Source organism: Rhodococcus jostii RHA1, assembly GCF_000014565.1.
Classification (GTDB): domain Bacteria; phylum Actinomycetota; class Actinomycetes; order Mycobacteriales; family Mycobacteriaceae; genus Rhodococcus_F; species Rhodococcus_F jostii_A.
Genome location: NC_008268.1, coordinates 1,988,148 through 2,009,531, shown reverse-complemented (window position 1 = coordinate 2,009,531; position 21,384 = coordinate 1,988,148). Strand labels below are relative to the sequence as shown.

General features: G+C 68.1%; 20 protein-coding genes. 11 read left to right on the top strand and 9 right to left on the bottom strand.

Features of this window, described 5'->3' with window-relative positions:
- Positions 1 to 5 precede the first annotated feature (5 nt).
- Positions 6 to 638 (bottom strand): hypothetical protein, encoded by a 633-nt coding sequence (locus tag RHA1_RS51170; protein ID WP_193384929.1) that lies wholly within the window; start codon positions 636 to 638, stop codon positions 6 to 8.
- Between the two features lie 96 nt (positions 639 to 734).
- Here RHA1_RS51170 and RHA1_RS09180 point away from each other — a divergent pair, with 96 nt between their 5' ends.
- Positions 735 to 1,910, top strand: coding sequence for a hypothetical protein (locus RHA1_RS09180; protein WP_041811294.1), 1,176 nt, complete (start codon positions 735 to 737; stop codon positions 1,908 to 1,910).
- Complete coding sequence (locus tag RHA1_RS09175; RefSeq protein ID WP_011594803.1) at positions 1,907 to 2,320, top strand: PPOX class F420-dependent oxidoreductase; 414 nt, start codon at positions 1,907 to 1,909, stop codon at positions 2,318 to 2,320. The genes RHA1_RS09180 and RHA1_RS09175 overlap by 4 nt, the downstream gene beginning before the upstream one ends.
- On the opposite strand, the gene RHA1_RS09170 is transcribed toward RHA1_RS09175, so the two are convergent.
- The gene (locus RHA1_RS09170) at positions 2,315 to 3,604 is read right to left on the bottom strand and encodes an HNH endonuclease (RefSeq protein ID WP_011594802.1); all 1,290 of its coding nucleotides are present in this window, start codon (positions 3,602 to 3,604) and stop codon (positions 2,315 to 2,317) included. The genes RHA1_RS09175 and RHA1_RS09170 overlap by 6 nt on opposite strands.
- 120 nt (positions 3,605 to 3,724) lie before the next feature.
- On the opposite strand from RHA1_RS09170, the gene RHA1_RS09165 reads away from it, so the two are divergent.
- Positions 3,725 to 4,336 (top strand): maleylpyruvate isomerase family mycothiol-dependent enzyme, encoded by a 612-nt coding sequence (locus RHA1_RS09165; RefSeq protein ID WP_029539358.1) that lies wholly within the window; start codon positions 3,725 to 3,727, stop codon positions 4,334 to 4,336.
- A gap of 7 nt (positions 4,337 to 4,343) precedes the next feature.
- Here RHA1_RS09165 and RHA1_RS09160 read toward each other — a convergent pair whose 3' ends face one another.
- From RHA1_RS09160 to RHA1_RS09145, 4 genes are read right to left on the bottom strand one after another with little or no spacing between them, the layout of a single operon-like run.
- The gene (locus tag RHA1_RS09160; protein ID WP_011594800.1) at positions 4,344 to 4,754 is read right to left on the bottom strand and encodes a hypothetical protein; all 411 of its coding nucleotides are present in this window, start codon (positions 4,752 to 4,754) and stop codon (positions 4,344 to 4,346) included.
- Positions 4,755 to 4,787: 33 nt separating this feature from the next.
- Complete coding sequence (locus RHA1_RS09155; RefSeq protein ID WP_007300348.1) at positions 4,788 to 5,600, bottom strand: SDR family NAD(P)-dependent oxidoreductase; 813 nt, start codon at positions 5,598 to 5,600, stop codon at positions 4,788 to 4,790.
- Positions 5,601 to 5,645: 45 nt separating this feature from the next.
- Entirely contained in the window at positions 5,646 to 6,437 is a 792-nt protein-coding gene (locus RHA1_RS09150) for an SDR family NAD(P)-dependent oxidoreductase (RefSeq protein ID WP_011594799.1), read from the bottom strand.
- A gap of 35 nt (positions 6,438 to 6,472) precedes the next feature.
- Positions 6,473 to 7,249 carry an SDR family oxidoreductase gene (locus RHA1_RS09145; protein ID WP_009474584.1) on the bottom strand — a complete coding sequence of 259 codons (777 nt, stop codon included), beginning with the start codon at positions 7,247 to 7,249 and terminating at the stop codon, positions 6,473 to 6,475.
- Positions 7,250 to 7,475: 226 nt separating this feature from the next.
- Here RHA1_RS09145 and RHA1_RS09140 point away from each other — a divergent pair, with 226 nt between their 5' ends.
- Entirely contained in the window at positions 7,476 to 8,393 is a 918-nt protein-coding gene (locus RHA1_RS09140; protein WP_041811291.1) for a tyrosine-protein phosphatase, read from the top strand.
- Positions 8,394 to 8,395: 2 nt separating this feature from the next.
- On the opposite strand, the gene RHA1_RS09135 is transcribed toward RHA1_RS09140, so the two are convergent.
- The gene (locus RHA1_RS09135; RefSeq protein WP_011594797.1) at positions 8,396 to 9,343 is read right to left on the bottom strand and encodes an aldo/keto reductase; all 948 of its coding nucleotides are present in this window, start codon (positions 9,341 to 9,343) and stop codon (positions 8,396 to 8,398) included.
- Between the two features lie 225 nt (positions 9,344 to 9,568).
- On the opposite strand from RHA1_RS09135, the gene RHA1_RS09130 reads away from it, so the two are divergent.
- From RHA1_RS09130 to RHA1_RS09110, 5 genes are all read left to right on the top strand, one after another.
- Positions 9,569 to 11,071, top strand: a complete 1,503-nt coding sequence (locus RHA1_RS09130; RefSeq protein WP_011594796.1) for an aldehyde dehydrogenase family protein — start codon at positions 9,569 to 9,571, stop codon at positions 11,069 to 11,071.
- Positions 11,072 to 11,098: 27 nt separating this feature from the next.
- Positions 11,099 to 12,658, top strand: a complete 1,560-nt coding sequence (locus tag RHA1_RS09125; protein WP_011594795.1) for an APC family permease — start codon at positions 11,099 to 11,101, stop codon at positions 12,656 to 12,658.
- A complete protein-coding gene (locus tag RHA1_RS09120) occupies positions 12,655 to 14,211 on the top strand; it encodes a GMC family oxidoreductase (protein ID WP_011594794.1) in 1,557 nt (518 codons plus the stop codon). Before RHA1_RS09125 ends, RHA1_RS09120 begins: the two co-directional genes overlap by 4 nt.
- Before the next feature lie 92 nt (positions 14,212 to 14,303).
- The gene (locus tag RHA1_RS09115) at positions 14,304 to 15,485 is read left to right on the top strand and encodes a thiolase family protein (RefSeq protein ID WP_011594793.1); all 1,182 of its coding nucleotides are present in this window, start codon (positions 14,304 to 14,306) and stop codon (positions 15,483 to 15,485) included.
- Between the two features lie 14 nt (positions 15,486 to 15,499).
- Positions 15,500 to 16,645, top strand: coding sequence for an acyl-CoA dehydrogenase family protein (locus RHA1_RS09110; protein WP_011594792.1), 1,146 nt, complete (start codon positions 15,500 to 15,502; stop codon positions 16,643 to 16,645).
- Here RHA1_RS09110 and RHA1_RS09105 read toward each other — a convergent pair.
- Positions 16,626 to 18,107 (bottom strand): flavin-containing monooxygenase, encoded by a 1,482-nt coding sequence (locus tag RHA1_RS09105; RefSeq protein ID WP_011594791.1) that lies wholly within the window; start codon positions 18,105 to 18,107, stop codon positions 16,626 to 16,628. The genes RHA1_RS09110 and RHA1_RS09105 overlap by 20 nt on opposite strands.
- Positions 18,104 to 19,039 (bottom strand): patatin-like phospholipase family protein, encoded by a 936-nt coding sequence (locus RHA1_RS09100; protein WP_011594790.1) that lies wholly within the window; start codon positions 19,037 to 19,039, stop codon positions 18,104 to 18,106. The genes RHA1_RS09105 and RHA1_RS09100 overlap by 4 nt, the downstream gene beginning before the upstream one ends.
- An 82-nt stretch (positions 19,040 to 19,121) precedes the next feature.
- Between RHA1_RS09100 and RHA1_RS09095 the strand changes: the two genes are divergently transcribed.
- Positions 19,122 to 19,745, top strand: coding sequence for a TetR/AcrR family transcriptional regulator (locus tag RHA1_RS09095; protein WP_011594789.1), 624 nt, complete (start codon positions 19,122 to 19,124; stop codon positions 19,743 to 19,745).
- A 51-nt stretch (positions 19,746 to 19,796) separates the two neighbouring features.
- Entirely contained in the window at positions 19,797 to 21,374 is a 1,578-nt protein-coding gene (locus RHA1_RS09090; protein WP_237724096.1) for an FMN-binding glutamate synthase family protein, read from the top strand.
- The last annotated feature ends 10 nt before the right edge of the window (positions 21,375 to 21,384 follow it).

Below are 21,384 nucleotides of genomic sequence, written 5' to 3'. Positions count from 1 at the left end.
CCGGCTCACCACACTCGAAACGCGCTGTCCGAGAGCGTGAATCCGTGGCCCGCGTCGCTGCGGCACGTGACCCCGGACGTCTCGTCGACGAGGCACGTCAAATCGTTCACGTGTAACGCGGTGCCGTACGACAGTGCGGGGGCGGCAGATCGGTCGAGCGGGTAGTACCGGGGGTCGCCGGCGCTGGCGAACTGACCGGGGCGGCCACCGGCGACCTCGATCGCGTTGGGCGTCACCGGGGTGCCGGACGCGCCGGCGCCCGGAACCTTCGGCGCCGACGCCGGCATCGGGCCGTGACAGCCGGCGGTCGGGACGTCGCCGCCGGTGAGGATCGCACAGTGGAACTTGGTGCTCGGTGTCGTGAAGTAGTAGCTCCCCGCCGCGGTGCCCGCAAACGTCTGCGGGTTTGCCTGGGCCGGGGTGTTCGTGGTGGTGGTCGTGGTGGTGGTCGTGGTGGTGGTGGTCGTGGTGGTGGTGGTCGTCTTCGGTGCGGTGGTCTTCGGTGTGGTCGTCACCGTCGGGGTGGTCGCGGGCCCCGCGACGGCGCCGGTCTCGGGGGATCCGTCGACCGCGCGACCGCAACCGGCCACCACCAACGCTGTCGCGAACAGAAGTACCTCACGCAACGTGAAGGTCATGAGGGAGAGCCTAGATCCGCACCCCGCCTCGAGTGGTCGCGGCGCGTCCGACGAAATTCTGGGACAGTGGTGACCAGTGAACGGCCAGGAGGTCCGATGTCGGAAAGCACCGAGTACGAGGAGCGGCGTGCACGCATCTCCCTGCAGGTCCGCCAATGGTGTGAACGATCCGCGATCACGGGCACGCACGCCCCGTTGTCGGACGCCGCTGCCGTATTGATCGCCGCCGGACACCTCGATTCGCCCACCCGGCAGGTACTCAGCCACCGGCGTCGCGCCGGCCGCACCATCCCGTCGATCGGCGGCTTCGGGGCGCTGCGCCTGCTGACGGACGAGTACCACCAGGTGGCGCGCCGCGCCGACAGTCTGCGTCCCGGACCGGCGCAACTACTGTTCAAATACCGTGCCACCGAACTGGCCCGCAAGCTGCAGTCGTCTCGGGCTGCGGTCGTGATGTCGCCGGCGCACTACGGCAACGGCGTCCGGGCGATGCGCCGGGATCGGCGTGAGGGTGTCCATCTCGATCTCGAACAGCGTGAGGCGCTGTTCCGGGCGCTGCAACGCACACCGGCGCCGATCGCCGGCACCGCGCTCGAACGTGCAGGCAATTACGCGCGCGGCACCGCGGCGGAACGCCTCGGCCGGGCCGCCGAAAACACCCCGATGGCCGCAGTCGGCCGCCGCGTCGCCGAGGCCATCGGTAAGGGCGTCGATCTCGACAACGACAGATTCGCCGACTCGTACGACACCCTGCTCTACCTGGCGGGGATGCTCTTCGACAGGATCGACGGTTCCGCAGTCTGGCATTCGGAGCACTTCGCGATCCAGCGGTACCAACTCGACCTCGCCGAGGAACTGACGCAGATCGCCGTCGATACCGTGGCGCTGCGCGGAATCCGGACCGAACTCGACGAAGCGCTGCGTGCCACCCATTCCGACACAGCCCGTCAACAGATCGAGGCCCGGCAGAACGCACTGAAGCCGGTGTGGGATCAACTGGTCGACCGCGTCGCCGCACTCGCACGAATCGGCGACCTGCTGTCCCGAGCCGAGGTGCAACTGCGGTCCGTGCTGGCGGTCAACCGGGCGATGAGTCTCGACAGCCGCATCGACGAACTCATCGCACGCTCCGGTGACCGCGAGCTGTCGGCGGAGAACACCCATCACGTCGGCGATCAGTTCGGCGGGGTGGAGGAGCTGATGCTCACCTACCAGTCGACGCTGTACGGAGACATCGCCGAACTCACGTCCTGGTCAGGTGGGAACAAGTGACATTCACCGCGCTGGGAGACGAATCTTTCGTCTCCCTCACCACGTTCCGCCGGTCCGGGGAGCCCGTGTCGACGCCGGTCTGGATCGCGCGCGACGGCGACGCTCTGGTCGTCACCACTCCGGAGGACAGCGGAAAGGTGAAGCGGCTACGCAACAACCCGAGCGTCGAAATTCGCCCATGTTCGCGGCGGGGAAAAGTGGAAACCGGGGTAGACCCGGTAGTCGCAGTGGCCGAGATCGTCGCCGACGAGTTCATTAGCCGAAGGATGGCCGACACCGTCCGGGACGAGTACGGGCTGAAATACCGGATCGTGATGTTGGTCGAACGCATCCTCGCGCGTCGGCAGAAGCCGCGGGTGCTGTTACGGATCACCCCGGCGACCGAGAGGGTAACGCCCACCGCGTCATGACGCGCGTAGGTGCGCCGGGGTCGGGAGCGGCGGCGCGGTTGATCGGTAGTGGTGCCCGGTCGGGGTGCCGAGGTCGATGAGGTGGGTGCCGCCGGGGTTGTGTATGGGGCGGGCGGACCATCCGTCGCCTTCCTTCGCGTAGTTGCAGGCCTCGCAGAGGCCGGTCCCGTTGTCCGCCGTCGTGGCACCGGATTCTCGGTGTGAGCGGATGTGGTCGTGATGCCGGATCGGCGCATCGCACCACGGGGTGCGGCACGTCCGATCCCTCAGGTCGATCAGCTTTCGCAGGCCCTTCGGGAACGTGCGCGACTGCGACTCCATCGCCGTCAACGCCCCCGACTGCGGGCACGCATACACCCGCTGAAGCGACGTCGCGATATCACTGTCGACGACGTCGGCCACCAGCTGCCGGGCGATTCCCGCCGGCACCGGCCCGAACCCCTGCAAGTGCGCGGCCTCGTGACCGCCCGCCAGCAGGGTCTCGTCCGAGAGCACCAGATTCACCGCCACGGGAACACCCGACGCCACCGCCTGCCCGGTGCCGCGGTGGAACAGCAAGTCCACCATCAGCTGATTGCGGGTACGGCCACCGCTGTTCCCGGTCGCGATGAGACTGTCCGCATCCCGACCCAGCGTGGCCTGCAAACACACCGCCTGCTCCACCGGCATCAACACGCTCAGGTAGGCCATCGAGTCCGGCGCCGGCCGTGTCGTCACCCGACGCTCCGACACCGCCTTACGATGCCGGGCCACGACCGCCGCGGCATCGAGTTCCACCGCCAACGCTTTCGCCCGTGCGATCAGACCGCGGTCGCCGACGCCGTCGAGAGTGGCCGGGTCCGAGCACAACCGGCGGTCTACGATGCCCCGATCCGCCGCGGACAGGCACGCTGTTTCGCGCACGAGCAGGGTGGCACGCCATTCGTTCAACCGGCCGGTCTGCAACATCGCCAGGGTGTGCGGCATCTCGTGCACCAGCGCCTGCGCGAATTCGAGATGCCGCCCGCCGCGATTTGGGGATTCCCTGCGCGCCAACGCAATCTGCCACGCGATGCCGCGGTCCCAGTCGGCTCGCGGCAACCCCCGAGCCTTGCGGTCCGCACGGATACTCGTGACGACGCCGTCGGTGATCACCGCCTGCGCCGCGCACCCGACCGATTTCAACGCCTCGATCGCGTCGAGCCACTCGATCCCCAACCCCGCATCTCCGTCGACGGAAACCCTCCGCAGCCGCGCCGTGAACGCACGCAACTCGGCCAGATCCGCTGCAATCAATTCCCCCACAACCAACCTCCCCCAAGGTTCGAATGTATGTTCGACTTTACCAATCATGTTCGACCAGGGCAATACCCGGCTACGGTGGTGTGGGAACTCTCGTCGAGAATGATGTGGGGGCTGGGTGCGATGACCGATGATGCCGATCTGCAACGGGCGGTTGCGAACGAGTTCTCGGCACTCGCCGATCTGCTCGACGGCATCTCGGATGCGGAATGGGACACACCGTCGCTGTGCGAGGGCTGGCGGATTCGAGAAGTGGTCGCGCATCTCACCATGGCGGCGCGCTACTCCGAGGAGCAGTTCATGGCGCGCCTGCGTGAGTGGGAGTTCGATTTCACCCGGCTGTCCAACGAGATCGCCCGTAGCGACGCCGAATTGGCGCCGGAGGAACTCGTCGCCTGCCTGCGCGCGGACATCATGCGCCGCTGGACTCCGCCGGGCGGTGGCTACCACGGCGCGCTCAACCACGTGGTGATCCACGGTCTCGACGCCACCGTGCCGCTCGGGCTGCCGCGACACGTACCGGAGGGGACGATGCGGGTCGTTCTCAACGACCTCACGGCGGGTGGCGGGCACTCGAATTTCGGCGTCGGCATCGAGGGACGTGGCCTGCGGGCCACCGACCTCGACTGGTCGTACGGGTGGGGCGCCGAATTACGGGGAACGGGCGAGGATCTCGCGCTGATGATCTGCGGCCGCACGCTGCCGGCAGGACGGGTCGCGGGCGACCCGTTGTAAGTCGGGTTCAGATACCCGGAATGAAGCCCGGGTAGACGAAGTGTCCGGGACCTCCGCCGGGGAGGGTGGCGCCGAGCGATCCGGGGAAGTCCATGGACAACTTGACGAGTTTGTGTGGTTGCCCGTTCTGATCGGCTTGCCAGCAGTCGAGCAGCACGCCGTGGAAAGCGGTGCAGACGATGCGGTTGGCGGTTCCGAACGGCGACGTGAGCCGGTTCGCGCTGACGAACGGATTCCAATAGTCGAGATCGGTGGGGGTGAGGAAGTTCTGGTTGTCGAACGGCGCGACCGGACTGGGCTCGGTGGGTACCGGCGGCCATTCGTCGGCGGCGGCCACACCGGCGCTCCCGAGAAGGGCGGCTGCGGCGACGGCCACGGTCGCGGTGCTCTGTGTGAATCGGCGAGTAGCGGTAGTCATCTCCACCAGGCCAGGGTAAACCGGCGGCAGTTTCTACGTCCGCAAACCGGGATGACGGCTGGCCAGGACCGGGACGAGGAGTTTGTTCGGCGCGAGGTGGGCGAACACGGAGGCGGCCCGGTTCGCGAGGCCGGGGATGGCGATCATGTGCCCCTTGTCGAGGCCGTCGATTCCGGTCCTGGCCACGGATTCGGGGCTTTCCCACATGAAGCTGGGCAGTGCGGCTTCGGCGTCTTCCTTCGCGAAGCCGGCTGTCTCACCGAAACCGGTGTCGACGGGACCGGGGCAGAGGGCGGTCGCCGTGACGCCGGTGCCCTTCAGTTCGCCGGTGAGGCTCTCGGTGTAGGAGAGGACGAATGCCTTTCCGGCGGCGTAGGCGGCTTGTCCGGGCAGTGGCTGGAACGCGGCCGTGGACGCGACGTTGAGGACGGCGCCGCGGCGTCGTTGCACCATGCCGGGCAGGGCGCGGCTGCAGAGGTCGGCGACGGCCATGACGTCGACCTCGATCATGTTCATCTCGGCGTCCGGATCGGATGCGGCCACCGGGCCGAGCGTGGACAGGCCGGCGTTGTTGACGAGGATGTCGAGGGTGAGTCCGAGCTCGCCGACCCGGTCGAGCAGCGTCGCGCGGGCCGAGCGGTCGGAGAGATCGGCACCCAGCACATGCGCCCGACCGCCGGCCGCCCGCAGTTCGGTGGCCAGTTCCTCCAACTTCTCGGCCCGGCGGGCGACGAGCACCACCTGGTGACCGCGGCGGCTGAGTTCACGGCTGAGGGCCGCGCCGATCCCGGACGACGCTCCGGTGACGAGCGCGGTGCGGTCGGCGGCAGGGGTGGGCAGGCTCATGTGTCCAACCTACGTGCCGCCGTCGCACGCGCAAGGGCTCACCGGTCAGGCGTGGGTCCCGCCGTCGATGCGGATCTCGGTTCCGGTGACGAACGCGCCGTCCTCGGAGGCGAGCATGGCGACGACTCCGGCGACCTGCTCGGGTCCGCCCATGGCCGCGCCGCCCGATTCCAGGGTGGTGGGCAGGATGGGGGAGAGCTTGGCGAACAGGCTCCAATCGGCGTCGGACGGAACGTATCCGGATGTGGCGTCGGTGATGCCGGTCTTGATGCTGCCGGGTGCGACACCGACGGCGCGCAGACCCTGCTTGCCGTATTCGAGGGCCAGCGCGTGGGTGAACGACTGGATGCCGCCCTTGCTCGCGGCGTACGCGGCCATGTAGGGGTGCGCGAACGCGGCGGAGGTGGAACTGAAGTTCACGACGACGCTGCGTTCGTTGTTCAGCAGTGCGGGCAGGCATTCGCGGACCATGAGGAACGTGCCGGTGAGGTTGATCCCGATCACCTGATTCCACACGTCCAGCGACGTTTCGTGGGTGTGCGAGGCGCGGAGGATGCCGGCGGCGTTCACGAGTACGTCCAGTCCGCCGAGTTTCTCGACGCTGCTGTTCACGCCGTCGGTGACGGACTTCTCGTCGCCGATGTCGATTGCGGCCACGCTGAGTCGCCCTGCCGTGCCTGCCGCCTCGGCCAGTTCCGCCGTCCGCGCGAGGCCGTCCTCGGACACGTCGGCTGCCACGACGGTGCCGCCTTCCTCGAGCAGGCGGAGGGCGGTGGCCTGTCCGATGCCCGATGCGGCTCCGGTCACCAGGATCCGCCGGTTGTCGAATCGATTCATCGTCTGTGCTCCTCGTGTGTTTTCCGAATTCGATCTCATTGGCCCATGACGTATTTGACGGTCGGCCCGGCGGTCCATCCGCCGTCGACGGCCAGTTCCGCCCCGGTGACGTACGTGGACGCGTCGGACAGCAGGAATCCGACGGCGCCGGCGATCTCCTCAGGCACCCCGACCCGGGCCATGGGGGTGTTGGGGTAGTTGCCCTCGCCCTGCTGGATTCCGAGGCCCGCGGTCATCGGGGTGTACGTCATTCCGGGGTGGACGGAATTGACGCGGATCCGGTCGGTGCCCAGTTCCACGGCGGCGATCTTCGTGAGCCCGCGCACGCCCCACTTGGACGCGCCGTAACCGGCGGTGAGCGCGAGTCCCATCAGTCCGGCGGCCGACGAGATGTTGACGATCGATCCGCCGCCGGCGGCGCGCATCGGGCCGATCACGGCCTGCAGACCGTTGAACACGCCGGTCAGGTTGATGTCGAGGACCGTCCGGAAGTGTTCGAGCGGTTCGTGCTCGATGTACTGGCCGGTGGAGATGCCGGCGTTGTTGACGAGGCCGTCGAGGCGCCCGAATTCGCTCGTTGCGACGTCGACCGCGGCCTGCCACTGCTGCGGGTCGGTGACGTCGAGGTGGCTGTACCGCGCCCGGTCACCGAGCTGGTCGACGGTCGCGCGGCCGTCGTCGTCGAGAACGTCGCCGACCACGACGCTGCCGCCCTCGTCGACGATGCGCTGGGCGAAGGCCGCGCCGAGCCCCCGTGCCGCCCCGGTCACGATCACAACCTTCCCCGCCAGTTGCTGTGCGGTCTCGGTCATCTCAGCTCACATCCTCGTCGTCAATGAATCACGTTCGTCGGGCACGTCGGCTGCCGACGGCCCGAGTCTGCTGCGGGCGCCGCCGGCGGGAAACGGGTTCTCCCGGTGATCGGAACAACTCGTAGCCACGGGAAACGTCCGACCACTGTGATGTGGATTACCCGCTGATGTTCCGGACATGCCGGACGGGCGGATCTCCCCGACGGCCCATCGAAAGGCTTCCCCCATGTCTCGACGCGTCACCTCCGCCGCCGCGGCGCTGCTCACCGGCAGCGTCCTGTTCGCGGGTTTCGGCACGCCTGCGCTCGCTTCGGCGGACCCGCTGTCGCTGCCGGGAATCAGTATCCCGGGATTCGGTTCGTCCGACTTCGGGAGCGCGGGCGCGGTCGCCGAGACTCCGCGACTGGCGTCGGTCGACAACTTCCGCGATGTCGGGGGATCGCGCAGGGGGTACGCCACCGCTCGCGGAGGACACGTCACGAGGGGGCTGTTCTACCGTTCGAACGCGCTGGTTCCGAACGATCAGGATCTCGCTGTTCTCACCGGGCTCGGCCTGACCGCGGTGTATGACGTGCGGACCGTCGAGGAGGTGGCGGCGAAGCCCGACCGGCTCCCGGCCGGGCCGCGGTACCTCGGTATCCCCATCCTGTCGGGAGACCTGGGGGCGGCAGTCGCGCAACTGAAGTCGCCCGCCGACGCCGTCGCGTTCATGCGGCAGATGAACCGCAGCTTCGTCGACGACCCGGCGACCCGGGCCGGGTTCGCGCAACTCCTGACGTCATTGGCCGACACCGAGGGGCCGCAGATCTTCCATTGCACGGCGGGCAAGGACCGCACCGGCTGGGCGTCTGCGCTGCTGCTCTCCATCGCGGGCGTTTCGCGGGACACCATCTTCGACGACTATCTGCTCACCAACGAGTACACGGCCGCGTCGATGAAGATCACGTACGACCAGATCGCCGCCAGCCGCGGTGAGGCGGTGGCGCAGATCTACCAGCCGCTGCTGGGCGTCGACCGGAGTTACCTCGAGGCCGGGCTCGGCCGGCTCACCGAGCAGTACGGGACGGTCGACCGCTATCTCACCGAGGGGCTCGGTCTGAGTGCGGCGACCGTCGATCGACTCCGGGGCAAGCTGCTGAGCTGAGGTCAGGCGCCGATCGCGTCCGAGAGAGTCGTCAGCAGGCTGATCTCGGATGCGGTCAGGGTCACGGTGGGGGCGTCGAGTAGAGCGGGAAGTTGTTCGAGGCGGCTCGCGCTCGCGATCGGCGCGGTGATGCCGGGCCGGGTGAGGAGCCACGCGAGCGCGATGGTGGAGATCTCCGCCGAGTGCGTGTCGGCGATCTCGGCCAGGGCGTCGACGACGGCGAGGCCGGACTCGGAGAAGTAGCGGGTCGCCATCCGCTGGCGGGGCTGACCGTCCAGGTCGGCCTGGGTGCGGTACTTGCCCGCCAGGAAGCCGGCGGCGAGCGAGTAGTAGGGGAAGACGCCCAGGCCGTTCTCGGTGGCGATCGCGGCCACCTCGGGCTCGTAGTCGTGGCGGTGCACCAGGTTGTAGTGCGGCTGCAGCGCGATCGGGGCCGCGAAGCCGTTCTCGGCCGTCAGGGACAGCCACTCGCGGATGCGCTCGGGCGAGTAGTTGGAGATGGCGACGTGGCGGACGAGTCCGTCGCGGACCAGTTCGTCGAAGGCGCCGAGTGTGTCGACGAGCGGAGTGTCGGCGTCGTCGAAGTGGGCGTAGTACACGTCGATGTGGCCGGTCTGCAGCCGCTTCAGGGAGGCCTCCGCCGCCGCGCGGACGTTGGCGGGGGCCAGGCCCTTGAACTCCGGGTGCTGGCTGACCTTGGTGGCGATCACCATGTGGTCGCGGTTGCCGCGGGACGCCATCCAGTTACCGAGAACGGTCTCGGACTCGCCGCCGGAGTTGCCCTCGGCGAACGCGGAGTACGAGTCCGCCGTGTCGACGAAGTTGCCGCCGCCTGCGGCGAAGGCGTCGAGGATCTCGAACGACGTCGGTTCGTCACTGGTCCAGCCGAAGGTGTTACCACCGAGGGCCAGGGGAAAGATGTCCAGATCCGAGTTGCCGATGGCGACCACGGGTGCTCCGTTTCTAGGTGTGTCCTGTCCGGGAATGTGCGAAGAGTTCGCCTGACGACGCTATCGCAGCCGCTAGGCGCACGCGCGTCCGGCTACCGGACACAGTCTTCTCGGCGACGGATACCGTCGCGAATCGGACATGTGTGCGCGATCCCCGCCCACCGCGACTCCGACGGCATACCGTAAAGGGGGTGCGTTCGTTCCGGCGAGACACGGAGTTGAGTGATGCAGGACCAGTCGATCGATGACCTCTTGAACACGGGCCTGTTCGTCGACGGGCAGTGGATCCGCTCCAGCTCCGGTGAGACCCGGGACTGCATCAATCCGGCCGACGGATCGGTGGTCGCCACCGTCGACGAGGCGTCCCCGGAGGACGCGACCCGCGCCGTCGCCGCGGCCCGCGCCGCCTTCGACCAGGGAACCTGGCCCTGCACGCCCGTCGCCGAGCGCACGGCGTTGGTCGCGAGGATCGCCGATCTCCTCGAGCGCGACAAGGAGACCCTCGCACGCATCGAGACGCTCGACACCGGAAAGACTCTGGAGGAGAGCAGGATCGACATCGACGACGTGGTGTCGGTGTTCCGGTACTACGCGCAACTCGCCGCGGTCGAAGCCGACGCTCTGGTCGATGTCGGCCGGCCCGAGGTGATCAGCCGGGTGGTGCGCGAGCCGATCGGCGTGTGCGTGCTCATCGCACCGTGGAACTACCCGCTGCTGCAGATCTCGTGGAAGGTGGCGCCCGCGCTGGCCGCCGGGTGCACCATGGTCCTCAAACCGAGCGAGGTGACCCCGCTCAGCACCATCGCGTTCACCGCACTGATCGCCGAAGCAGGTGTCCCCGCCGGGGTGGTGAACCTCGTGCAGGGCAGTGGCGCCGTGCTGGGCGCCGCGCTCACGGGCACCCCCGACGTCGACTTCATCTCGTTCACCGGCGGGCTGGCGACCGGACGCGTCATCCTCGAGACCGCGGCGAAGAACGTCACCAAGGTGGCGGTGGAACTCGGTGGCAAGAATCCGCACATCGTCTTCGCCGACGCGGACGGAGACGATTCGGTGGACCAGGTGCTCACCGGGGTGTTCCTGCATTCCGGTCAGGTGTGCTCGGCGGGAACCCGCCTGATCATCGAGGAGTCCATCGCCGACCGGTTCGTCGCCGCACTGGCCGCGCGGGCGGAGAAGATCCGGATGGGCAACGGTCTCGATCCCACGAGCCGAACCGGCCCGCTGGTGTCCGAGGCCCACCGGGAGAAGGTCGAACGGTACGTGGCGCTCGGCCTCTCCGAGGGCGCCCGGTTGGTGACCGGGGGTGCCCGGCCCGCCGATCCCGCGTTGGCTGACGGGAGCTACTACCTGCCCACCATCTTCGACCACTGCGACCGCACCATGCGCCTCGTGCAGGAGGAGACGTTCGGCCCGATCCTCACCGTCGAGCGCTTCACCACGGAGGAGGAGGCGCTGCGGCTGGGCAACGACACCGAGTACGGCCTCGCCGCCGGCGTCCGGACCGCCGACAGCGCGCGGGGCGAGCGGATGGTGCGCGGTCTTCGCCACGGCACGGTGTGGCTCAACGACTTCGGCTACTACACCGCGGCCGCCGAGTGGGGCGGCTTCAAGATGTCGGGGAACGGGCGCGAACTCGGCCCCACCGGTCTGGCGGAATACCAGGAGACCAAACATATCTGGCACAACACCTCGCCCACGGCGGCGGGGTGGTTCGACAACGGCTAGGTCGGCGCACGGAGAGGCGAGAGAACCATGGCTACTCGGCACGGAGCAGTGGGTGACGGAGGTGCGCCGGGGGACAGTGGACTCGGCGAACTGGGGTACAAACAGGAATTGGACCGCAGCCTCGGCAAATTCGCCAGTTTCGCGGCGGGAGTCAGCTACATCTCGATTCTCACCGGCACGTTCCAGCTGTTCTACTTCGGGTTCGGCACCGCCGGACCGGCGTACCTGTGGTCCTGGCCGATCGTGTTCGTCGGGCAGATGGCCGTCGCCCTGTGTTTCATGGAGCTCGCCGCCAAGTACCCCGTCGCCGGCTCGGTCTACAACTGGGCCAAGCTGCTCGGCAGCAGGATCGTGGGATGGTCGTCGGGCTGGCTGATGCTCACCGCGTCGATCGTGACCCTCTCGGCCGTCGTGCTCGCCCTGCAACTCAACCTGCCGAGGCTGTGGAGCGGATTCCAGATCATCGGTGACGGCAGCGGTGAGTACGACTTCGCCACCAACGCCGTCATTCTCGGCACCATCATGATCGCGTTCACCACGGCGGTCAACGCGTTCGGCGTCAAGCTGATGGCTCTCATCAACAGCACGGGTGTGTTCGTCGAACTGATCGCGGCCGTCCTCATCGCGATCATCCTCGCCGCCAACATCACTCGCGGTCCGGACGTGTTCTTCTCCACCCACGGGTACGGCGCCGGGGAGAGCGGTGGATATCTGACGGTGTTCCTCGTGGCGTCACTCGCCTCCGGGTACGTGATGTACGGATTCGACACCGCGAGTTCGCTCGGCGAGGAAACCGTCGACCCACGACGGACGGCACCCAAGGCCATCCTGCGGGCGATCCTCGCGTCGTTCGTCATCGGCGGGGCGATTCTGGTATTCGCCGTCATGGCAGCCCCCGACCTCGAGGATCCGCTGATCGGCAGCAGCGAGGGCGGCCTGCAGTACATCGTCGAGCAGGTGATGTGGGGACCGCTCGGGAAGATCTTCCTGGTCTGCATCGTCGTCGCGGTCACGGTGTGTTCGCTCGCGGTGCACGCCGCGGCCATCCGGCTCACGTTCGCGATGGCCCGCGACAACGCATTGCCCTTCGGGGAGCGGCTGGCCCACGTCAACCCGAAGCATCAGACGCCCGTGGTCCCCGCCATCGTGATCGGTGTGCTCGCGGCGTTCATCCTCGTCATCAACATCGGTCAGCCGCAGATCTTCACCGTGCTGACATCGATCGCGATCATCATGATCTACCTGGCGTACCTCATGGTCACCGGGCCACTGCTGAAGAAACGCCTGCAGGGGCAGTGGCCGCCGAAGGAACTCGCGGAGAGCGGCTATTTCACGATGGGCCGGTGGGGGCTTCCGGTGAACATCTTCGCCGTGCTGTGGGGAGTGGGGATGGCGCTCAATCTCGCGTGGCCGCGCCCCGAGGTGTACGGCACTCCCTGGTACAACACGTGGGGTGCGTTCGTCTACATCGGCATCATTCTCGGGCTCGGTCTCCTCTGGTATGCGGTGAAGGGCCGCAACCACATCGGCTGTCTCGCCTCGCACGCGGCGTCGTCGAAGGACGAGGCGGAGAGCGAACTGCCATGACGGACACCGTGTTCGACTATGTCATCGCAGGCGGGGGAACGGCCGGATGTGTGCTCGCCGCGCGGCTCAGCGAGGACCCCTCGGTGACCGTCTGCCTCGTGGAGGCCGGGCCGTCCGACGTCGGTGACCGCAACGTCCTCGAGCTGTCGCAGTGGATGCATCTGCTGGACTCCGGCTACGACTGGGACTATCCGGTGGAGCCGCAGGAGAAGGGCAACAGCTTCATGCGACACGCCCGCGCCAAGGTGCTCGGCGGATGCTCCTCCCACAATTCGTGCATCGCGTTCTGGCCACCCGCCGAGACACTCGACGACTGGGCGGCGGCGGGTGCCACCGGCTGGGGCGCGAAGGACGTGCTGCCGCTCGTGGCGCGCGTGGAGAACAACGACGCCCCCGGCGAGCAGCACGGCCGCAGCGGTCCGGTGCGGTTGCGCGACGTCCCGCCGCACGACCCCTGCGGCGTGGCCCTGCTCGAGGCCGCGGCGAAGGTCGGGTTGCCCACCGTGCAGTTCAACCGGGGCACGACGGTGCTCGACGGGGCGGGGTGGTTCCAAATCAACGCGTCCGAGGACGGCACGCGCATGTCGACGTCGCACGCCTACCTGCATCCGATTCTCGGGTCACGCCCCAACCTGGAGGTGCGCACCGACTGCCGGGTCAGCGAGATCGTCATCGACGACGCGCTGGCGGCGACCGGCGTGCGGTACCAGCGCCCCGATCTCACCGGATACGACACGGTCTCGGCGCGCCGCGAGGTGATCGTCACCGCCGGGGCCATCGACACACCGAAACTGTTGATGCTCTCGGGTATCGGGCCGACGGTGCACCTGCGTGAGATGGGTGTGCAGGTTCGGGTCGACGCTCCCGGGGTCGGGCAGAACCTCGACGATCACGTCGAAGGGCTGGTGTTCTGGGACGCGTCCCGGCCGATGGTCGAGACGTCCACACAGTGGTGGGAGATCGGATTGTTCGCCACCACCGAGGAGGGGCTGAACCATCCGGACCTGATGATGCACTACGGCAGCGTGCCGTTCGACATGAACACACTCCGGTGGGGTTACCCCACCACGGACAACGGTTTCTGCCTCACCCCGAACGTCACGCAGGGACTCTCTCGCGGAACGGTACGTCTGCGTTCCCGCGACTTCCGGGATCGTCCGCGAGTGGATCCCCGGTACTTCACCGACCCGGACGGCCACGACGAGGCCGTGATGCTTGCCGGGATCCGGCTGGCGCGCCGCATCGCCGAGCAGGAACCTCTCCGCGGCTGGATCACGAGGGAACTGGCCCCCGGGCCGGAGGCGGTCACCGACGACGAACTGATCGACTACGCGCACCGGACGCACAACACGGTGTACCACCCCGCCGGGACCGCCAGGATGGGTGCGGCCACCGATCCGATGGCCGTTCTCGATCCGGAACTGCGAGTGAAGGGCGTTCGCGATCTGCGGGTGGTGGACGCGTCCGCCATGCCGAAACTGCCCTACGTCAATCCCAATATCACGGTCATGACGATGGCCGAGAAGTGCGCCGATCTGATCCGCGGAACCTGACCCGGCGACGTGTCGGAGGACCTGCGTGAACAGCCGGGTACTTTGAAGTCCTACTATCTCACCGTACTGGTAGAGAGACGGAAGGGCACGTCATGAATTCTCCTGAACCGATCGTGGTAGTCGACGGCGCGAGGACCCCGATCGGCAGCTTCGGTGGTGCGTTCAAGGACGTGCCCGCCCACGAACTGGGTGCCACCGCCGTCAAGGCCGCGCTGGAGCGTGCCGGGGTGCCGGGAGAGGACATCGACGAGGTGGTGATGGGCTGCATCGGTCAGGTCGGACCGGACGCCTACAACGCCCGCCGCGTGGCCCTGGCCGCGGGACTTCCGGAGAGGACCCCCGCGTACACCGTCAACCGGCTGTGCGGGTCCGGTCTGCAGGCGGTGTGGTCGGCGGCGCAGCAGATGCGCTGGGGCGGGGTGAACTTCGCCCTCGCCGGCGGTGACGAGAGCATGTCGCGGATGCCGTTCTACGACTTCTCCGCCCGCTCCGGCTACAAGCTCGGCGACCGCACACTCGTGGACGGCACGGTCGCGATCCTGACCGACCCGTTCGGTGGCGTGCATATGGGCCGCACCGCCGAGGCCGTCGCCCGCAAGTACGACGTCAGCCGGCAGCAGCAGGACGAGTTCGCCGTCGAATCCCAGCGCCGCGCCGCCTCCGAGGCCGCGAAGGCCGCGTTCGCCGAGGAGATCACCCCCGTCGAGATCGGGGGCCGCCGCCCGAAGACGATCGACGTCGACGAGCACCCCAAGCCCGACACCACCCTCGAGACCCTGGCGAAGCTGCGGCCGGCGTTCGAGGAGGGCGGGTCGGTGACCGCGGGCAACGCGTCCGGTATCAACGACGGCGCCGCGGCCCTGGTGCTGGCCACGCAGTCCGCCGCGCAGGAGAAGGGCCTGACCGGGCTGGTCACGCTCGAGGCCGTCGCGACCGCGGCGATGGACCCGGCTCTGATGGGGTACGCCCCCGTGCTGGCGCTGGCGAATCTGTTCGAGCAGACCGGCACCACCCCCGGCGACATCGACGTGATCGAGCTGAACGAGGCGTTCGCGTCGCAGGCCGTCGCCGTGATCCGGGACGCGAAGCTGAACCCGGAGAAGACCAACCCGTACGGCGGCGCGATCGCGCTGGGTCACCCGGTCGGGGCGACCGGCGCGATCCTGAGCCTGCGCCTGGCGAAGGACCTCGTGCGCCGCGACCTCGAACTCGGCATCGTCACCATGTGCATCGGCGGCGGCCAGGCCCTCGCCGCACTCTTCCGGCGCATCTAGAACCGAGGCAGACGATGAAGAAGCACATCCCGTCGTGGCACGACGACGAGGTGAAGGCCCTGTCCGAGCTCGCGGTCGGGTTCTTCGAACGCGAGGTGGTCGCGCACAACGAGAAGTGGGACGCCCAGCACCGCATCGACCGTGCGGTGTGGCTCGCGGCCGGCGAGCTGGGGTTGCTGTGCTGCTCGATCCCGGAGGAGTACGGCGGCGGTGGCGGCACGTTCGCCCACGACCTCGCCGTGTTCGAGGCCCAGGGCTATGCCGGCGACCTCGCGCTCGGCATCTCGGTGCATTCGGGGATCGTCGCGCACTACCTCCTCGAGTACGGCACCGAGGAGCAGAAGAGGACCTGGCTGCCGTCGATGGCGACCGGGGAGATCCTCGGCGCCATCGGCATGACCGAGCCCGGCGCCGGCTCGGACCTCAAGGCGATCAAGACCACCGCGATCCGGGACGGCGACGAGTACGTCGTCAACGGGTCGAAGACGTTCATCACCAACGGCGCGTCCGCCGACATGATCGTGCTGGCGGTCAAGACCGACCCGAAGGCCGGCGCCAAGGGGGTGGCGCTGCTGATCGTGGATCTGCGGGACTGCCCCGGGTTCGCCGTCGGGCGGGTGTTGGACAAGGTCGGTCAGCACGGCGCCGACACGTCGGAGTTGTCGTTCACCGATGTGCGGGTGCCGGTGTCGAACCTGCTCGGTGAGGAGGGGCAGGGTTTCGGGCAGCTGATGGCGCAGCTGGTGCAGGAGCGGTTGATCATCGGCGCGCAGGCGTCCGGGGCGATGACTCGTGCGGTGGAGGACACCGTTGCGTACACGAGGTCGCGGCAGGCGTTCGGGCACAGTCTGTTCGAGTTCCAGAACACGGCGTTCGAGCTCGCCGAGTGCCAGACCATCGCCCGCACGTGTGCGGTGTTCCTGGACCATTGCATCGAGGCGCACCTGCGCGGGGAACTGGACCCGTCCGAGGCGGCGATGGTCAAGTACTGGCTCACCGAGCAGCAGTGCGCGGTGATCGACCGGTGCGTGCAGTTGCACGGCGGGTACGGGTACATGCGTGAGTACCTGATCGCCCGGATGTACGAGGACGCCCGCGTCCAGAAGATCTACGCGGGCGCCAACGAGGTGATGAAGGGAATCATCGCGAAGTCGCTGTAGCCGACGCCGGCTCACGCGAGACGTCGTACGCCGCCTCGTCGAACCGGCCGAGCCGCTGCCGCATGCGGTCGGTCGACCACGGCCAGTTGAAGCTGTTGCGGCCGTTGACGTCGAGGAAGTAGCTCTGGCAGCCACCGGCGTTGTAGACGGTGGTGGCCAGGGCTTCCTGCACCTGGGCGTTGAACGCGTCCTGCACTTCCCGGCGCGGTTCCATCCTGGTCCACCCGTTGCTCCGAGCCGCGGTGACGGCCTGGATCAGGTAGTCGAGTTGCGCCTCGAGGATCATGAACGCCGACGTGTGGCCGGTGCCCAGCGCGGGTCCGAGGAGGACGAACGCATTGGGGAAGCCCGCGACGGTGGTGCCGAGGTAGGCCTGCGGGCTGCCCTTCCAGTGATCGTCGAGGCTGCGGCCGTCGCCGTCGAACACCTTGGAACCGATCGGCATGTCGAGGATGTGGAACCCGGTGCCGAAGATGATGGCGTCCACTTCCCGTTCGGCGCCGTCGCTGCCGACGACGACGTTCCCGCGCACCGACTCAACGGCGTTGGCGTGCACCTCGACGTTGGGGCGGGTGAGTGCGGGGTAGTAGGTGTTCGACAGCAGTAGTCGCTTGCAGCCGAGCGTGTAGTCGGGGGTCAAGGCCTTGCGCAGCTTCGGATCGCGTACCTGTGCGCGGAGTTGCGCCTTGCCGACCTGCTGGATCACCCGCAGGATCCACGGGTGCCGGAAACCGAGTCCGAGCGATTCCATGATCGCGTACTCGACGCGTCGCAGGGCGCGGATCGCACCCGGTACGCGGCGCAGGATCGCGCGCTCGACACCGGGCAGCGTGTGATCCGGTTTCGGTAGCACCCACTGCGCGGTGCGCTGGTAGAGATGCAGCGACTCGACCGTCGGCTGGATCGCCGGGACGAATTGCACTGCGGATGCACCGGTTCCGACGACGGCGACGCGTTTGCCCGTGAGGTCGTAGGTGTGATTCCAGCGGGAGGAATGGAACACCTCGCCGGTGAAGGTGTCGAGTCCGGGGACGGTGGGAACGAGCGGTTCGTTCCAGGGTCCGGCGGCGGCGATGACGGCGTTGGCGGTGAACGTGCCTGCGGACGTGTCCACCGTCCACCGCCTGCTCTGTTCGCTCCACTGGGCGCGCTGCATCTCGGTGCCGAACTTCACGTGTGCGGGGACCCCGTGTTCGGCGGCGGTGCGCTCGATGTACCGGCGGATCTCATCCTGTCCGGCGAACAACCGCGACCACTCCCGGTTGGGTGCGAACGAGTAGGAGTACAGCGCGGAGGGGACGTCGCACGCACAACCCGGGTAGGTGTTGTCGCGCCAGGTCCCGCCCAGCGCGTCACCCTTCTCGAGGATGGCGAAGTTGTCGATTCCGCTCTGCTTCAGGCGAATTGCTGCTCCGATGCCGGAGATCCCGGCACCGACGATCAGAATGTCGTAATGCGTCATGCGCGTACTCCGTTCGCGAGCTGAGCGCGGGTGGTGACGAGGGAATGTTCGAGGGTGGCGAGCCGGCGCCGTCCGTCCATGAAGTTCGGACCCATGACGGCGAGGTCCTCGGCGGTCGCGTCGAGCCGGATCACCCGGGTGCCGGCCGCCTCCAGCTTCGCGATCTCGGCGTCCAGTCCGGAACTCATCCAGTTCCGCAGCATCAGGCGTTCGACGCGGGCCGCCCCGCGGCCGGCGATGCGGCCCGTCGACGCCATCGGTGCCAGCACGATCACCTCGTCGAGTTCGAGGGGCAGCACCAGGTCGGCGGATGCGGTGGACGCCGCACCGCCGTCGACGCACCGGCGGCCGCCGATGGGGACCGGCGGATACCAGCCGGGAATCGCCCACGACGCCCGCAGCGCCTCGGACAGGGTGGCGGTCGGTGCACCGGGTGAGCCGAATGCGATGCGCTCTCCCGTGTCGTAGTCCATACTCACCAGCCACGTCGCGGGGTGGCGCACCCAACCGGAGTGGCAGGTGAACCGCTGGGCGAGCCGGTCGAGCCACGCGGCATCGCCGCGGCCGTGGGGGAGGAGGCCGCTCGCGGCGGTCAGGGGTGGGAGCCCGCGGCGCAACAAGCCGGGCGAACCGAGGCCCGGTCCGGGGAGCGGCGGGAACCGTCCCGGTGCGGCGGCGAGGTGCCCGTCGAGCGCCGGGTGGGTGAGCCCACCGAGCTGCATCGCGAGCAGTTCGTCGACGCCCGCCCCGCCGCCCAGCATGGTGACGAGTTCGGCGCCCGCGGACGTGCCCGCGAGTACGTCGGCGTCGCGCGGGTCCCAGCCCAGCGCGTCGCTCACGGCGACCAGGGCCGCCACGGTCCAGGCCGCGCCGAGCGTGCCGCCGCACCCGATCACCAGTCCGCGGCTGGGTTGTATGTCACTCGAAGTCATATCTAGAAGCTAGCAGAAACCAGATACCGGCGGTATATGAAAATTAGAATATTCTCGCATTGGCTTCGGAGAAAGGGTGAGCATGGCGCGATTGACCAGGTCGGAGAGCCAGGCGCGCACACGGGCGCATCTCGTCGCGACTGCCCGCGACCTCTTCCTGGCCGACGGGTACGCGGCCACATCGCTCGAGAAAGTGGCCGACGAGGCCGGCTATTCCAAGGGTGCGGTGTACTCCAACTTCAAGAACAAGAAGGAACTGTGCCTCGAGGTGCTGGGGCTCATCCACGCCACCAAGGGGCAGGAGATCGCCGAGGCGCTCGGCGGCGGCGACACGATGGAGGAGCGGCTCGAGGCGTTCCAGGCCTGGGCGGAGAAGACACTCGGCGACGTCGGTTGGACCATGCTGGAGTTCGAGCTGATCGTGCTGTCCCGGCACGATCCCGAACTCCGCGACGCACTCACCGCCACTCTCGGGGTGGCCCGGGAGATCACGGTGACACTGCTGAAGTCGTTCACCGACTCACTCGGGGTCGTGTTGCCCGTGCCCGCGGAGGATGCGGCAGGCAGCATCCTCAGTCTCGGTGTCGGACTGGGTATTCAGCGCGCCATCGATCCGAGCATCTCCGCTCGGGTGGTCACCGACAATCTGCGGGTGCTGCTTGCGGTGTCGCAGGAGGCTCCCACTCCGGGGTCCGTGCCGGGGTGAAATTGGCGCGAGGAGCCGATCCGAGTGGCGGCGCGCGCGTACGGTGAATTCATGAAGCGGTGGAACGCCCTGGCGATTCCGGCTGCCGCCGCGGCTGCGATCGCGTCGTACGACCTTGTTCAGCGACGTCACGCGCTACTCCGGAATTTTCCCGTGGTCGGGCACGGACGTTATCTGCTCGAGTCGCTCGGCCCGGAACTTCGGCAGTACATTACGACCGGCAACGACGAGGAACGTCCCTTCACCCGGGATCAGCGTCGCTGGGTGTACGCGTCGTCGAAGCGGGTGACCGACACGTTCGGGTTCGGTACGGACAACGACATCGAGTTCACCGACGGCTACACCATCATCAAGCACCGGACGTTCTCGGAGATTCCTCCCTCGGCGATGCCGCATGCAGACGAACATCTCGCGATTCCGTCGGCGAAGGTGCTCGGTGCCGCCCGCGGCCGGGCGCATGCCTTCCGCCCGCGCTCCATCGTGAACATCTCGGGGATGAGTTTCGGGGCACTGTCGTCGGCGGCCGTGGTCGCTCTGAACCGTGGTGCCGCTGCCACCGATTGCCTGCACAACACCGGCGAAGGAGGAATCTCCCGATACCACCGGAACGGCGCAGACCTGATCTTCCAGATCGGGACCGCGTATTTCGGCTGCCGTGACGAGGACGGCCGGTTCGACCTGGCGCGGCTTCGGGCGCTGGTCGAGTCGGCGCCGGTACGGGCCATCGAGATCAAACTCAGCCAGGGCGCGAAACCGGGCCTCGGCGGTCTCCTGCCGGGGGCGAAGGTGACACCGGAGATTGCCGAGATCAGAGGCGTACCGGAGGGCCGTGACTGCATCAGCCCGTCCCGGCACACGGCCTTCCGTGACGTCGACAGCATGCTCGACTGGGTGGAGCTCCTCGCCGCCGAGACGGGGCTGCCGGTCGGGATCAAGTCCGCGGTCGGTGACCCGACGTTCTGGGACCTGCTCGTCGAGGCGATGAGCAACTCCGGGCGGGGTGTCGACTTCGTGACCATCGACGGGGGTGAGGGCGGTACCGGCGCGGCACCGCTGGTGTTCACCGACGCAGTCTCGCTGCCGTTCCGTAGCGGCTTCGCGCGCGTGTACGCCAAGTTCGCGGAAGCCGGTTTGACCGACGGCATCACGTTCATAGGCTCGGGCAAGCTGGGCCTGCCCGACAATGCCGTGGCGGCGATGTCGCTCGGATGCGACCTGATCAATGTGGCGCGTGAGCCAATGCTCGCGGTCGGGTGCATCCAGGCGCAGAAGTGCCACACCGATCGGTGCCCGACGGGTGTTGCGACGCAAAACCCCTGGCTCGCACACGGACTCGACGCCGGCATCAAATCAGTCCGGGCCGCGAACTACCTGAGGGCGTTGCGCCGGGACGTATTCAAGGTGGCCGAGGCGTGTGGTGTCGCGCACCCCGGCCTGATCACCGCGTCGGACGTCGAGGTCGCGGACGGCAACCGGCATTCGATCACGCTCGCCGACCTCTACGGTTACCGGCTGGGCTGGGGGCTGCCCGGTGACGCCGACCGTGCCGAGATCACCCGCCTGATGACCGAGGCCGCCGCCGTTCCCGCGGGCGAGACCGGGTCACCAGGAGCGAAGACGGCGCCCTGAGGGCGTGTCC